Annotated in this window: 14 protein-coding genes; all 14 read left to right on the top strand. The window is 44.8% G+C overall.

Features of this window, described 5'->3' with window-relative positions:
- Positions 1-311: 311 nt before the first annotated feature.
- From IM792_RS19375 to IM792_RS19310, 14 genes are read left to right on the top strand one after another with little or no spacing between them, the layout of a single operon-like run.
- Positions 312-1,931, top strand: coding sequence for a glycosyltransferase family 2 protein (locus IM792_RS19375; protein ID WP_194103566.1), 1,620 nt, complete (start codon positions 312-314; stop codon positions 1,929-1,931).
- 26 nt (positions 1,932-1,957) lie between these two features.
- The gene (locus IM792_RS19370) at positions 1,958-2,698 is read left to right on the top strand and encodes a capsular polysaccharide synthesis protein (RefSeq protein WP_194103565.1); all 741 of its coding nucleotides are present in this window, start codon (positions 1,958-1,960) and stop codon (positions 2,696-2,698) included.
- Positions 2,698-3,357, top strand: coding sequence for an FkbM family methyltransferase (locus tag IM792_RS19365; RefSeq protein WP_194103564.1), 660 nt, complete (start codon positions 2,698-2,700; stop codon positions 3,355-3,357). The genes IM792_RS19370 and IM792_RS19365 overlap by 1 nt, the downstream gene beginning before the upstream one ends.
- Positions 3,354-3,965 carry a DUF4255 domain-containing protein gene (locus IM792_RS19360; RefSeq protein ID WP_194103563.1) on the top strand — a complete coding sequence of 204 codons (612 nt, stop codon included), beginning with the start codon at positions 3,354-3,356 and terminating at the stop codon, positions 3,963-3,965. The genes IM792_RS19365 and IM792_RS19360 overlap by 4 nt, the downstream gene beginning before the upstream one ends.
- A 32-nt stretch (positions 3,966-3,997) precedes the next feature.
- Positions 3,998-5,050 (top strand): hypothetical protein, encoded by a 1,053-nt coding sequence (locus tag IM792_RS19355; protein ID WP_194103562.1) that lies wholly within the window; start codon positions 3,998-4,000, stop codon positions 5,048-5,050.
- An 18-nt stretch (positions 5,051-5,068) separates the two neighbouring features.
- Positions 5,069-6,637 (top strand): phage tail sheath C-terminal domain-containing protein, encoded by a 1,569-nt coding sequence (locus IM792_RS19350; RefSeq protein ID WP_194103561.1) that lies wholly within the window; start codon positions 5,069-5,071, stop codon positions 6,635-6,637.
- A gap of 34 nt (positions 6,638-6,671) precedes the next feature.
- Positions 6,672-7,109, top strand: coding sequence for a phage tail protein (locus IM792_RS19345; protein ID WP_194103560.1), 438 nt, complete (start codon positions 6,672-6,674; stop codon positions 7,107-7,109).
- A gap of 19 nt (positions 7,110-7,128) precedes the next feature.
- Positions 7,129-7,665, top strand: a complete 537-nt coding sequence (locus IM792_RS19340) for a phage tail protein (protein ID WP_194103559.1) — start codon at positions 7,129-7,131, stop codon at positions 7,663-7,665.
- Between the two features lie 3 nt (positions 7,666-7,668).
- Positions 7,669-7,830 (top strand): DUF5908 family protein, encoded by a 162-nt coding sequence (locus tag IM792_RS19335; RefSeq protein WP_194103558.1) that lies wholly within the window; start codon positions 7,669-7,671, stop codon positions 7,828-7,830.
- Positions 7,830-8,540 (top strand): hypothetical protein, encoded by a 711-nt coding sequence (locus IM792_RS19330; RefSeq protein ID WP_194103557.1) that lies wholly within the window; start codon positions 7,830-7,832, stop codon positions 8,538-8,540. The genes IM792_RS19335 and IM792_RS19330 overlap by 1 nt, the downstream gene beginning before the upstream one ends.
- Before the next feature lie 6 nt (positions 8,541-8,546).
- Positions 8,547-10,433 (top strand): type VI secretion system tip protein VgrG, encoded by a 1,887-nt coding sequence (gene vgrG, locus IM792_RS19325; RefSeq protein ID WP_194103556.1) that lies wholly within the window; start codon positions 8,547-8,549, stop codon positions 10,431-10,433.
- Between the two features lie 10 nt (positions 10,434-10,443).
- Entirely contained in the window at positions 10,444-10,701 is a 258-nt protein-coding gene (locus IM792_RS19320) for a hypothetical protein (protein WP_194103555.1), read from the top strand.
- A 26-nt stretch (positions 10,702-10,727) separates the two neighbouring features.
- The gene (locus IM792_RS19315) at positions 10,728-11,150 is read left to right on the top strand and encodes a GPW/gp25 family protein (protein WP_194103554.1); all 423 of its coding nucleotides are present in this window, start codon (positions 10,728-10,730) and stop codon (positions 11,148-11,150) included.
- Positions 11,147-14,299 carry a hypothetical protein gene (locus IM792_RS19310; protein ID WP_194103553.1) on the top strand — a complete coding sequence of 1,051 codons (3,153 nt, stop codon included), beginning with the start codon at positions 11,147-11,149 and terminating at the stop codon, positions 14,297-14,299. Before IM792_RS19315 ends, IM792_RS19310 begins: the two co-directional genes overlap by 4 nt.
- Positions 14,300-14,303: the final 4 nt, after the last annotated feature.

Raw genomic sequence — 14,303 nt, 5'->3', positions numbered from 1 at the left:
GATAATATGCACAATCATATAATGCTTTAAGCATAACAATAGCTACAAATAGCTATTGTTATGCATTTAAATATTGGTGAGTTTTACCATAGTTGAATACCCCAATTCACGTTCTTACCTAAATTGTATAAATCAAGTTCCTCAATTTTTTTTGAGTTTTATAAATGGCACCGCCCTAACGGGCAATGGTTTTTAGTTTGATATTATTTTCTTAAAAGTCAGGCTCATGTAAGTGAGAGTAGCGAAGCTTTTGCCGGTTGTGAACGTTTTTGACTGCCACGCCCTGGTTTCGCCAAAATTTATTTGAACTTATGGACAAGCATAATCAACCACTTGTTTCGTGTATAATGCCAACTTACAACAGGCGTGAGTTTATCCCTAATGCTATAACTTATTTTTTAAGGCAAACATATATTAATAAGGAGTTGATAATAATTGATGATGGCAGCGATAGTATAGCCGACCTTTTACCTGACAGCGAACTGATTAACTACGTACGCCTGCATACCAAAACCAGTTTGGGTAAAAAACTGAATATGGCCTGCACTATGGCCAAGGGCGATATAATAGCCAACTGGGATGATGATGATTGGTATGCGCCCCACCGCTTGGAGTACCAGGTTAACGAGTTACTAAATAATGGCACCCAACTATGCGGCATAAATAATTTATTGTATTACGATACGCGCCGCAAAGCGGGATATGAATATACCTACCCGGCCGATCAGCGGGTATGGTTGCTGGGCAGTTCGTTATGTTATACCCGCGAGCTTTGGAGCATTAATAGTTATGCCGAGATAGATGTAGGCATGGATGGCCTGTTTGTATGGAATACCCGGCCTGAGTATATCACTGTGTTAAGCGATGCCACCATTGCCGTGCACATGATACACGATAAAAATGCCAGCCCCAAGCAAACCGATAATGAATGGTGGAAGCCATATCCCTTAGCACAACTGGAAGCAATTATGCAGGATGATTGGGCGCGTTATCATAAACCAATTATCCCCCAAAGGCAAACCAAAACATTGGTAGAAAAGGCAGATGTAAAACAAAGCGTCAGAAACATAAACGCCTGCCTGATACACGAGAGTGAGGAATGCGTTATTGATCTGGTTCTTAACCTGTATCATAATGATCCGTCATCGGCAATAATAATATATAACGGGGGGAGCGATTTTGATATGAGCGGGAGCGATTTCCCATTCGAAAAATATAACGCGTGCTTTCACCCGACGCCGCAACCCATGCAGCATGGGTATTTGCATACGGCCGCGCTTGATTGTATGGAATATGCTATCGCGAACTTTGATTTTGAGGCATTCACCATAGTTGACTCAGACCAGTTGAGTGTTTGTAGCGGTTACGGCGATTTTATATGCGATTATTTGTCCGGAAATAATAACGCGGGCATGCTATCAAATCGGCCGGAGCGGATAACCTATTATGATACGGATGTTTTTACGTCGATACAGGCATTTAGAGAGTACGATCTGTGGGAGCCGTTGTTCAATACCCTTACCTATGGCCGGGCGCAGTTTGTGCATTGGACTTTTTGGCCATCAACCGTATTTACCTCTGCGGCTTGTGCCGATCTGGTTAAGCTTTTTAAGGAGAACGAAATTCTGAAACGCATCATGCAACATACCCAGATATGGGCTACCGAGGAGATCATCCTACCCACGCTGGTTAATTTGTTGGGGTATGATATTGTGCAAAACCCATGCTCGCACAACTATGTGCAGTACCGCCAAACCTATACTTTGGATGATGCCGGGCAATGTTTTGCTACCGAAAACGCGTATTGGATTCATCCTGTTGAGCGCCGGTATGACGATGCTTTACGAGCGCACATCAGGCAGCGCTTAGATAACTATCAGGATACTGAGCAAATAAAGAATAGTATAAATCCGGTATTACTATCGGCATAAATAATATAAATAACACGGTTAAAAATATGGGCTTATATGTTTGGATATACTGGGAAGGCACAGCACCCGAATGGATAAAAAAGTGCCGCGAAAGCATTTTTGCCCATGCACCCAATGTATGTTTAATAAGCCCCGAAAGTTTTGCCGAACTGAGAGATATTGATACGGATATTGATCTGTCAGGTTTATACGTTGCCCATCGGGCCGATTATATCAGGGCGTTTTTACTGGCCCGTTACGGTGGTATCTGGATTGACGCCGATTGTATGCTGATGCGATCAATAGAACCTTTAATAGATAGTTTGAAACACTATGATTTTATGGGTTACCGGGAACGCTCGGGCGAGGTTACCAACAATTTTATGGGCGCGCCCGAGGGTAGTTTTATAGCCCGCAAGTATTATAATACGGTTTGCGATATCCTGCGGTCGGGGCAAAAGCTGGAGTGGCTAACCATCGGCTCAAAAGCGCTAACGGCCACTATTAATGAGAGCGGCCTGCCCTGGCATGAGCTTGATGTGATGCAGGTACAACCCATTTGCTGGAGCAACCCGCAAGCATTTTTTAAAAAAGGAAGCTATAACGAGCACGATGAGGCATTTGAGGATGATGCTTACAGCTACATGCTATCGGGTAATATGGTGCGCGGGGTGGTAGAGAAGGATGCCGGGCAGGACTTGTTGGCCGACGGTACATTCTTTAATTTTTTATTAGTACGCTCAAAAACCAACATAGCCAATAACGGACAATTAATATACAGAAACTGATGCTGGTAGAACTTGATCACCGAACAAATACCGATGATGACCAATGGGTTATCCCCGAGATAATGCACATGGACATGTACCATGTAAAAGATCAGCTCGCGGCGTTGGAACCTGACACGGCATCGTATGTTATTGATTGCGGTGCGCATATCGGGGCGTTTTCGGCCATGTGTGCCATGTACCTAAAAAATGCGGAGATAATATCGTTCGAGCCTAATCCTGATAGCTTTAAATACCTGGATGCAAATGCCGCCAAGTTTAAAAATATACAGGCTTATAATAAGGCAGTAGGGGTAACATCAGGCCAAATGGAAATTTACGCGCCCGACCAAAGCGAATGGAGCGGCCGGTGGACAAGCCTGCCCAACGCCAATACATCCATCACGGTTGATGTAGTTGGTTTGTTCGATTTTATACACGCCCTTAATAAGCCGGTGTTTGTTTTAAAAATGGACATTGAAGGTTATGAGGAGTTGATCTTTAATGATGCCGAACAGCACGATTTTAAAAATATACAGGTAATAATTGTTGAAACCCATACCCCGGCTTTTGATCATCAAAAACTGCTGGATTATGGTTATCAACTGTTGTTCAATCCCGAAATATCATCGGCAAGGCAATTTGTTTATTCAAAACCCCGAATACCACTAATAGCATGATACGTACCGCACTTGAATTTTTAGCAGATGAACTGAACCAATATTTAAAGCGCAAGGACGCCGCGAATTTTGGGAATGTTGACTGCGTTATAGTTTCGGCACTGATGACACCCGAGGGTAATTTCGCGGTAACTACCGAGGGCGATAACGTTTTCAGAGTGATACTCACACTCATCAACCTGGAAGAAGACCGCATTGCCGATTCGCAGCAAACCTACCGCAAGGTTGATGATAAGATACAGATGATCAACCCGCCGGTAAATTTGAATGCTTATGTGCTGTTCTCGGTATTCGCGGCTAATTATCCTACGGCGTTAAGGCTACTGTCGTATGTGATATCCTTTTTTCAAACAACCTATGTGTTTGATTCGGGTCAATACCCGCAAATGAACGCCAAGGTTGATGCCGATAAGCCCTGGCATAAGTTAAACCGGCTGTTGGTATCACTGCATCCAACAACTTTTGAGCAGCAAAACAACCTGTGGGGAGCCATGGGAGCCAAATACATGCCCAACGTAATTTATAAGGTGCGCACCATGAGCTTTATTGATATGGAGCCCAAAATGGAAGCGCCGCCAATTACCGAGATCAATATATCTGATAACTAAACGCAGCCGAAACACTGCCAATTATTAAAGCGATGATAAAGATAAAGTATAAGGCCTTGTTTGATATTGAGTTTGAGCACAGCTTTTACCAATCAGGTAAAAGTGCCGACCTGCTGTTGGTGCCTACCAGAGATTGCCAAATGCTGCTCAATACTTTAGGCCTGCGCTTTATTGCCGGCGAATACGGTGGCGCGCTGTTTACCAAAGTTAATACGGTTGATAATAAGGATGTAATTCACAATGCCCTGCGCAACGGTACCCGCTTTTCGTTCTTAATAAAGTTAAAGCTGAGCACCTTTGAGAACATCAGCCAGCTTAACCTGATTAAACCCCGTACAAGCAAATACTATTTTAATAACCTGGTTGATAATTTATCTGCCACATCCGAGCCGTTGTTGGTTGCCAATACCACCAGCAAAATAGTTTCCGATTCGGATATTTTGCCTTTTGTGAGCAATAGTCTAAGCTATGTACACACCAATACCGCCGCATCGCAAAACGCCGAACTGCGGTTTATTGATAACGACGAAGTGCTGCAACAGCAACTGGCAAACTCCAATAACATATTCAACTATTCATTTGATCTGAACAAGGCCTCAACCGGCCGTGCAAAATTGTTTGTTGAGGGTGCAGAAAAGGCATCGATATATTCCATTAACCCGGCAGATGTGGCCGATACATTTGGTATGGTTGAGATATTCTACAAGAATGATTTGCCTACAACATACCAGTTTCAAAATAATGATAACTCAATTGATACCAAACATTACAAAATAGCTTTTGCCAACAGGCTTACCAAATGGCGTTACATTGTTACCAAGCGCTTTAATCAAACAGTAACAGGTGTTAAAATAGCTAAGGCCAACGGTACGCCAATAGCTTTCAGTGTGGGGGCGGGGGCGCCTCCGGGAGTGTTCATTGTGGCATCAAATAACATGCTGCCGCTAAAGGAGGCCCCGGTTACGGGCATCAAGCTAACCGATCAAAGTGATAACCTTATTATTGCCAATTTACCTAATCCGCCTCTGCATCTTATAAAGACAGAAGGTGCAGATACCTTTTCAGACATTTTCATAACCATTTAAATCAAAAACACCATCATTATGGCTGACGTATTTAAAACACCGGGGGTCTACATCAAGGAGATACCCACCTTTCCACCTTCTGTAGCTGAAGTGGAAACAGCTATTCCGGCATTTATTGGCTATACCGAGAAAGCTACGTTTAATGGAAAGAGCCTTAAACTGCTGCCGCAAAAAATCAGCTCGCTGCTGGAGTATGAGCAGCTGTTTGGTTTGGCCCAAAAGGAAACATCAATATCAGTAACCATTACTGATGTTACCGTTGGTGGTGTAATAAACAGAACCATTGGTACAAGCCGCGATCTGGCTAAACGCTCCCGCTACAAAATGTACTATGGCCTGCAATTGTACTTTGCCAATGGCGGCGGTCCTTGCTACATTATTTCTGTTGGCGATTACCTGGCCGGTGCCCCGTCAGATACCAATGTGAATATTGCTGATCTGCGGAACGGCCTGGCCGAAGCGGCGAAAGTTGATGAACCAACATTGCTGCTTTTTCCTGATGCTACCGCGTTGGATAGCGACAGATACCATACCATTATTAATGAAGCCCTCAACCAATGCTTTTTATTGCAGGACAGGTTTACCATACTGGATGTAAAGCATGTTACCGGTACACCAAACGAGATCAACGCATCTGCCGAGGGTTTCAGAAACGCGGCTCCGCTGGGTAGTAATATCGATCTGCTTAAATACGGCGCGGCCTATTTCCCTGATATTGAAACCACGCTGAATTACCGTTATGCCGATACCGATATAAATATTATATATACAAAAGACGGGGCACCGGTTACCGATGCTAACGAAGCTACTGATGCCACAACTATAGGGGTGATCAACTTGGCTACCATACAAAGTCCGTTGCCTACAATAAAACCTGCCATTCGCGATGGGCTAAACCTGAAAAAACCGGCGCCAACAGTAGTATCGTCTCCACCTGCACCGGCAGTTGTTTCGGGTAATACCGAGTTGTATAACCTGATAAAGCTTGAGCTGGGTAAACTGAACATTGTTATGCCTCCATCAACAGCTATAGCGGGTATTTATGCCGCGGTTGATAGCTCAAGAGGTGTTTGGAAAGCGCCCGCCAATGTATCATTAGCTTATACCACGGCAGCAAGCTTAAAAATATCACACTCCGACCAAATGAGCCTGAATGTTGACCCAACCTCGGGTAAATCAATAAACGCCATACGCTATTTTACAGGTAAGGGCCTCATTGTTTGGGGAGCACGCACATTGGCCGGTAATGATAACGAGTGGCGATATGTGCCTGTACGCCGTTTCTTCATCTTTGCTGAGGAATCAATTAAAAAAGGTACCGAATGGGTGGTGTTTGAACCTAATGATGCCAATACCTGGGTAAGGGTAAGGGCCATGATAGAGAACTTCCTGATAAAACAATGGCGTGCCGGCGCGCTTGCAGGTGCCAAGCCCGAGCAAGCCTTTTTTGTAAGGGTAGGCCTTGGTGTTACCATGACAGCGCTTGACATACTGGAAGGCCGCATGAACATCGAGATAGGGATGGCAGTTGTTCGTCCGGCTGAGTTTATCATACTCAAATTCTCACACAAGTTGCAGGAAGCATAATACATCAATTCATCAACATTAAATCTGTTCCATCATGGCAAATAATAAATATCCGCTACCCAAATTTCACTTTAAGGTTGAGTGGGGCGGTACCAATATCGGTTTCTCCGAGGTAAGCGGCCTAAACGTCGAAAATAAGGTTATTGAATACCGCGACGGCGCATCGCCCGAATACAGCAAAATAAAGATGCCCGGTATGCGTGAGTTTGGTAACATCACCTTTAAACGCGGCGTTTTTAGTAATGATAACGAGTTTTATAAATGGTTTGATACCATATCGCTCAACACGGTTGAACGCCGGGATATCACCATAAACCTGCTGAACGAGAACCACGAGCCGGTAGTTACCTGGAAGGTTAAGAACGCATTTCCGCTAAAAATTCAAAGTACCGACCTTAAGGCCGATGGCAACGAAGTAGCTATTGAGCAGCTGGATATTGCGCACGAGGGCCTTGTTATACAAAACGGATAGTAATCAAATTTAAAAGCTTATGGGTATCATCAATGGTATTTTGGATGGGCTGATCTATCCGCCGCCGGGTTTCCACTTTATGGTGGTTATCGAGATGTTTCCGCAAACCCCGCAGGATCTGCGCTTTCAAAGCGTGAGCGGCCTCAGCGTAAGCATACCTACCGAGGCTGTTGCCGAGGGGGGCGAACATCGCTTTAAACATCAAATGCCGGGCGTGCCGCAGTTTCAAAAGCTGGTATTAAAACGTGGGCTGTTCATTGGTTCGTTCATTTCGGTATGGTGTAAAAACGCCATCGAGAATTTTGAATTCGAGCCAAAGAATATCGTTATCAGCCTGTTGAATGATCTGCATGTACCGGTGGCGGTGTGGCATGTATTTAACGCCTATCCTGTTAAAATTGAAATATCAGAGTTTAACGCCGAGCAAAATACTTTGGCCATTGAAACACTGGAATTATCCTATCAATACTTTAAACCAATGGGCTTGGATCTGTCGCTTATGGCCGGTGTTGCCGGTGCTGTAAGTGGCAGTATATCGGGTTCAGTAAGCTTTTAAACTATGCCGGTAATAATTAACGAGCTTGTGGTATCAGTAAGTGTTTCTGCTGATAACAATGCCAGCGCCTCATCATCCGAAGTAAATTCAACACAAAAGGAGGAGATACTTAAGGAGTGTGTAGAGCGGGTAATTGAAATTCTGAATCTTAAAAACGAACGCTGATGTTAGACATGATTAGCGGCCTGCTACCGGGCACCGATCCTCAAAAGCTTAAGATACAATCGTGGACCAACGCCAACCGTACCGGCGCTGCCGAAAAAACCTTTACGGCATTCATCAACCCCGATGAGTTTACGCTCAACTATTCGGTTATAACCGAGAGCACTAACGCTATTGGGGGCAACGGCAGCGAGGGCGGCTTTTTAGGTACACGTCCGTTAGAGGTAACGCTTAAGTTTTTTTTGGATGGCACCAACGCCACCGGCAAAAAACTGAACGTGGCCGATAAGATAAAAGAGTTTTACGAGGCCGTTGGCTATGATGGTAAATGGCACCGCACCTGCTTTTTACGCATAACCTGGGGTACATTAACCTGGCTGCGCACCAACCAGTACGAGTTTGATTGCGAACTGAAATCAACCAATATACAATACAAGCTATTCAAGTTTGATGGCACACCACTTAGGGCTGTAATTACCGCCACCTTTGCCGAAAAGCTGATGCCCGAGGTAAAGCAGGCCGAGCAAAAAGATAAATCGGCCGACCTGACGCATGTGAGGGTGGTGAAGGAAGGGGACACCTTGCCCGCTCTGATCAACCAGATATACGGCGATTTCAGATACTACCTGCAAGTGGCCAAAGTGAATAACTTAAAGGACTTCAGAAATTTAACACCCGGCCAAAAACTGTTTTTTCCGCCATTAAAAAAATAAGGAGAGATGCCCGAAGAAAGAATCATACCGGCTGTACACTCCGTAGCTGAGTTTATCATCAGTGTTAATGGGTTGGAGATACCGCGCAGTGTACCCAAGTTGGCTGTTTCTGTACAAAAAATAGTTAACAAGGTATCTACCGCCGTTATTACCTTGCAGGATGGCGAAGCCTCGAACGGGTTATTCCCGCTAACTGATGGCGACCTTTTTAAACCGGGCAATAAAGTAAGCATATCCGCCGGTGATCCGGACAATACCACGGCAATATTTGATGGCATCATTATAAAACAATCCCTCAAGATCAGGAATAACGCCGCCCCGCACCTGATACTGGAGTGCAAGCACAGGGCGATATCAACCACCATTGGGCGTAAAAGTGCCTGCTTTCATGATATTACCGATGCCGATATCATCACCAAAATATTAACCGATGGTGGCTTTGCAGCTACAGGTATTGATGTGGAGGATACCAAGGTAAACCACAAGGAAATGGTGCAATACAATTGTACCGATTGGGATTTTATTGTAAGCCGGGCCGAAGTAAACGGCAAGGTAGTTACTACTAACGATGAAGGCATTGTAATAAAAAAGCCTGTGGTATCTGATGATGTAAGTTTGAATTTACTGCACGGCGCTACCATTTTAGAGCTTGATGCCGAGATGGATAGCCGCAATCAATATTCGTCGGTAGTGAGCCGCTCGTGGGATATGGACAACCTGGAGGTTGCTGAAACATCCGCCGCCGAACCGCAGGAGCTTACCGAGCATGGCAATATGCAGGCTACCGAGTTGGCATCTGTAGCGGGACCACAACAATATGTTATTCAGCACGCGGGTGCTATACCGCCCGATGAACGGCAGGGCTGGGCTGATGCGGCTTTGCTGAAATCGCGCCTGTCGAAAATACGGGGGCGGGTAAAGTTTCAGGGTATTGCCACCATTAACGCGGGCGATATTGTAGGCCTGGCCGGTTTAGGCGAAAGGTTTAACGGCAATGCCTTTGTAAGTGGTGTAATGCACGAGTTCACCCTTTCATCCGGCTGGAAAACACATGCGCAGTTTGGCTATGCCAACAGTTGGTTTACGGAGGATAATAAGGTGGAAGCGCCAAAGGCATCGGGCATGTTGCCCGGCGTAACCGGCCTTGCTACAGGTATTGTTACTGATAATGTTGACCCCGAAGGCAATCAACGGGTTAAAATAAAAATAAGCGGTGTTAGCGATAACGTTGACGGTGTTTGGGCACGCATGGCGCTGGCCGATGCCGGTGATGATCGTGGCCTGTTCTTCAGGCCCGAGGTGGGCGATGAGGTAGTACTCGGCTTTTTAAACGACGACCCGCGGCTACCTATTATATTAGGTATGCTGCACAGCTCAAAGCTGCCGCCACCCATTACACCAACTGATGATAATTTTAAGAAAGGCTACACCTCGCGCGAAAAGCTGAAAATGACCTTTGATGATGAGCTGAAAGAGATACAGTTTGAAACACCGGCCAGCAACAAGGTATTCATCACCGATGATAAAAAGGGTTTCAGGGTTGAAGATCAGAACGGGAATAAGATAACTACCGACCCATCAGAGATAAAAATTACGGATAGTAATGGCAACAGTGTTTTGATCGACATTAGTCCGGGTATTATAAAAATAAAGGCCAACAACAAGGTTGTTGTTGATGCCCCGCAGATAGAGCTGGTTGAAGGCGCGGGCCATCCGCTGGTGTTTGGCGATGAGTTGCTTAACTATTTGAACCAGATAGTTAATATATACCAAACCCACATGCACCCCGGCCAGCTTGCTTTGGGCGCGTTACCGGTAACCCCCGCACCGCCCATACCGCCAATGCCACCGGCTACCCCGGCGTTACTATCACTAAAGGTTAAAACCGGATAAATATTAAATTATGGCGCTAAAATCTGGAAATAATAATGATACCAATGGCAGCATGGCCAAGGCCATTGAGGATGCCTTTTTAGAGAACTGGCCGGGTATAATGGGTAATGCCGCTCCTGAAAGTAATAAGCAAATGAAGCTATTATTCATAGCCGTTGCGCAGGGTGTGGTAAAACATTTAGTTGCTCATCCGGAAGCTTTTGAGATAAGCGTGAGTTATAACGGCGAGCAATTGCAAAACGCTACGGTAAAAATAACCGGGGCTTAGTAATCTATCTTATTAATAATTGAGTTATGGCTGATATTTCTGAACGATCATTTTTAGGCAGGGGCTGGAGTTTTCCGCCTACATTCTCTAAAAAAACGAACAGTTTGTTGCTGACATCTGATGAGGATGATATTAACAAAAGCCTGGAGATATTGCTATCAACCACCATTGGCGAACGCTTTTTGCAGCCGCTGTATGGTTGCAATTTAGATGATTATGTTTTTGAGGCCATGAACTCCTCAACCGAAACGGCCATAAAAATAACCGTAAAAAACGCCATCCTGATATTTGAACCCAGGATAAAGCTGCTGACCATAAAACTGCTTACCGATTTTATATCCGAAGGGAGAATAGATATATCAGTTGATTATGAGGTGATCAATACCAACTCAAGGTTTAACCTGGTATATCCGTTCTATATTAACGAAGCCAATAATAAAACAGCATGAGCGACAAAGCGATCAACTATAAAGTTATTCTGAAAAGGGATGGCCAAACGCAGCAGCAGCGCATGCCTGAGTGGCTCGACCCTTTAAAGGTACCTGTTGATGCACGTACCAAGCAGCAGCTGTATGCTTTTTTGCAGGCGGTTGCCGGGCAAATTAAGTATTATGATATTGATAAGGCCAACACAGCTAATCCGGTAAACGGCACCTGGGCCGATTTTTTTGATATTAGTTTTGATGAGTTTTCGCGCCTGGCCGATGACAATAAACTGCCACCGCACTTAGCCCTGTGGGATAGTTTTATTGAGCTGTACACCCACCCGCAGGCGCTGATGAACAAGCTCACCCAAAGGCACCTTGATTTTTACTATGGCGAGGTATTAAAGTTTAAACGTAATGCCCCCGTGCCCGATAGGGTGCACGTGCAGTTCGAACTAAAAAAAGGCACCACCAATACATTGCTCGCCAAGGGTACAAAAGTACTGGCCGGTAAGGATGATCTGAAAAAGGAACTCCACTACGAACTTGCCCACGATATTGTGGTGAACAATGCCAAAATAGAGGGGCTTAAATCATTATACATTGATCAGGTAAATAAGAATTTTATACATCACGCGCCCATAGCCAACTCGATAGATGGGTTGGGCGCCGAGCTGGATGAAAGTAACCCTAAATGGCTGGGTTTTGGCAGTAAAGCCATGCCGCTGGCCAATGTAGGTTTTTGCTTAGCTGCCGATGTTTTATTGATGAAACAAGGCACCCGTAGGGTTATCATTAACCTGTCAGTAAGTAGCATAGCGGCTTCGGCGGTAAATACTACACTGACTGCCGATCTGTTCAGCGTAAGTATAACCGGCGAAAAGGGATGGATCGGCCCCAAAACATTACCGGCTAAGATTACCTCTGCTGATAATAAGGTGTTTACCATCACAGTAACGTTTACCGTTAACGCCGATGAACCTGCTGTAACAGTTTATAATAAAGCCATACATGGCGGTGAATTTGATACAACGAAACCTATTATTCAATTACTGGTCAACAATCAAAAAGCTGATTTTGGCTATAGCAACCTTAGTTCGGCTGAATTGATGGATGCTACCATAACAGCCGAAGTAACAGGCGTTAAAGGTATTGATATTGAGAATGATCAGGGTTCGCTGGATGCCAAGAAAAGCTTTAAACCCTTCGGCTCGCTTGCCGAAAAGAACTCTAATTTCTACATAAAGCACGATGAGGCTTTTTCAAAGCGACTGAAAGAATTTAGTTTAGATGTGGAGTGGAAAAACATCCCAGCCGCACAGCTTGGCGATTATTTTAAGAACTACGGCGGCAGCAATAACAACAATGCCAATTTTACAGCTCTTGCAGCATTTAAGGATGGATTTAGCTGGCAGGAGAGTTCAAAAAGCGTGTCGTTATTTAATGTAAACAACGCGCAGGCTTCCACCAGTTGGAAGTTTACCAACCCGGCCTTGCAGGTAAAGTTGCCCATTTTTAGTTTCCCGGTAGTGGTTGCGCCTTATTTGGTAAATGCCGGGCAAACCATGCAGCAAAATCTGTCAAGTAAAATATCCTACTTGTTGCCTGCTTATACATCGTTGCAATCTAAGTCGGTTAAATCGGCACAATTGTTATTTAAGCCGTTACTCATTTTGCAGCTCAATTTGTTTAAGGATATCCGAAAGGGAATGCTTAGCCTGCGGCTTAACCACGGTTTCATGTTTGATGAGTTCCGTAATAAATATGCCGCCGAGATTTTACGGTTTAGTAAAGATGGCGGTACATTAGCCTTACCGGCTGAGCCATTCGCGCCCGAGGTACAATCCATTACACTGAATTATACAGCGGTTACCACTAAAACCTCATTTAACGGATTATCGCTTAACGATTATATTGACGAGGAGATAGAGTTTTTCCATTACGGGCCGTTCGGGCAAATGCGTGAGCATGCTTATGCTAAAAGCCAGCACGCGTTTTTGCAAAATAACCTGGTAAAGCTACTCCCCGAGTACACCAACGAGGGCGAACTATACATAGGCCTAAGCGGCTTACAGGCGCAGGACTCTGTTTGCGTACTGTTCCAACTGGCTGAGGGCAGCGCCAATCCTGAAAAGGAAAAAGTGGCGGTAACCTGGAGCGTATTGTGCGATGATTATTGGAAACAGCTCACCAATGATGACCTTTTATTTGATACCACCAACGGTTTACTTACCAGCGGCATCATCAAATATATCATTCCCCGCGAGGCCACAACATCAAACAGTATATTCCCGCCGGATCTGTTATGGTTAAAGGCATCTATCAAAAAAAATACCGATACTGTTTGTAACCTATCGGCTGTGCTGGCTAATGCGGCGGTGGCTGTATTTTTTGATCAGGCCAACGCGGCATCGCATTTAGCCGCGCCATTGGTTGCGGGCACCGTAAATAAAATGGTGAGCGAAACCGGGGCTATAAAAACAGTAAAACAACCCTATGCCTCATTTGGTGGTAAGGTGCTGGAGGATAGTGATGCCTACTATATAAGGGTAAGCGAGCGCTTAAGGCATAAGCAACGCGGCGTAAGTATATGGGATCATGAACGATTGATATTACAGCAGTTTCCGCAGGTACATAAGGTGAAGTGTATTAACCATGCATCGCCGGGCTCATTTTATTCGCCGGGGCATACTATGTTTATATTGGTACCCGATCTGACCAATCGTAACGCGGTAGATCCGTTTCAACCCAAGGTTGATAAGAATACCATTGAAGAAGTTTACGCATTTGTAAAAGGCCACACCACGGCCTGGGCCGAGCAGCATGTAAGTAACCCGTATTATGAACCGGTTAAGGTTGTAGTAAGCCTGAAATTAAAGCGAGGTTTTGAATTCAATTATTACGAAAAGGTAATTAACCAGCGTTTGCAGGAATTTTTGTCGCCCTGGTTGAGGAATACCAGCAGTGATATACATTTTGGCGGTAAGGTAACCAAATCAATGGTGGTCAAGTTTTTGGAAGATATGGAATATGTGGACTATATCACGCAACTGTCGCTGTTTCATTATGGCGGCAAACGTATAAGTTTTGGCCGCAGTGTTGAGGTGGCCGAGGCTTCAAACCCGGCAGCTATACTGGTTTCACACAACCATCATGAGGTAATTAATAATTAGCAGC

Source organism: Mucilaginibacter sp. JRF, from assembly GCF_015223065.1.
Lineage (GTDB): Bacteria > Bacteroidota > Bacteroidia > Sphingobacteriales > Sphingobacteriaceae > Mucilaginibacter.
Note: the sequence above shows the minus strand (reverse complement) of the source record. Positions and strands in the feature narration are given on the sequence as shown.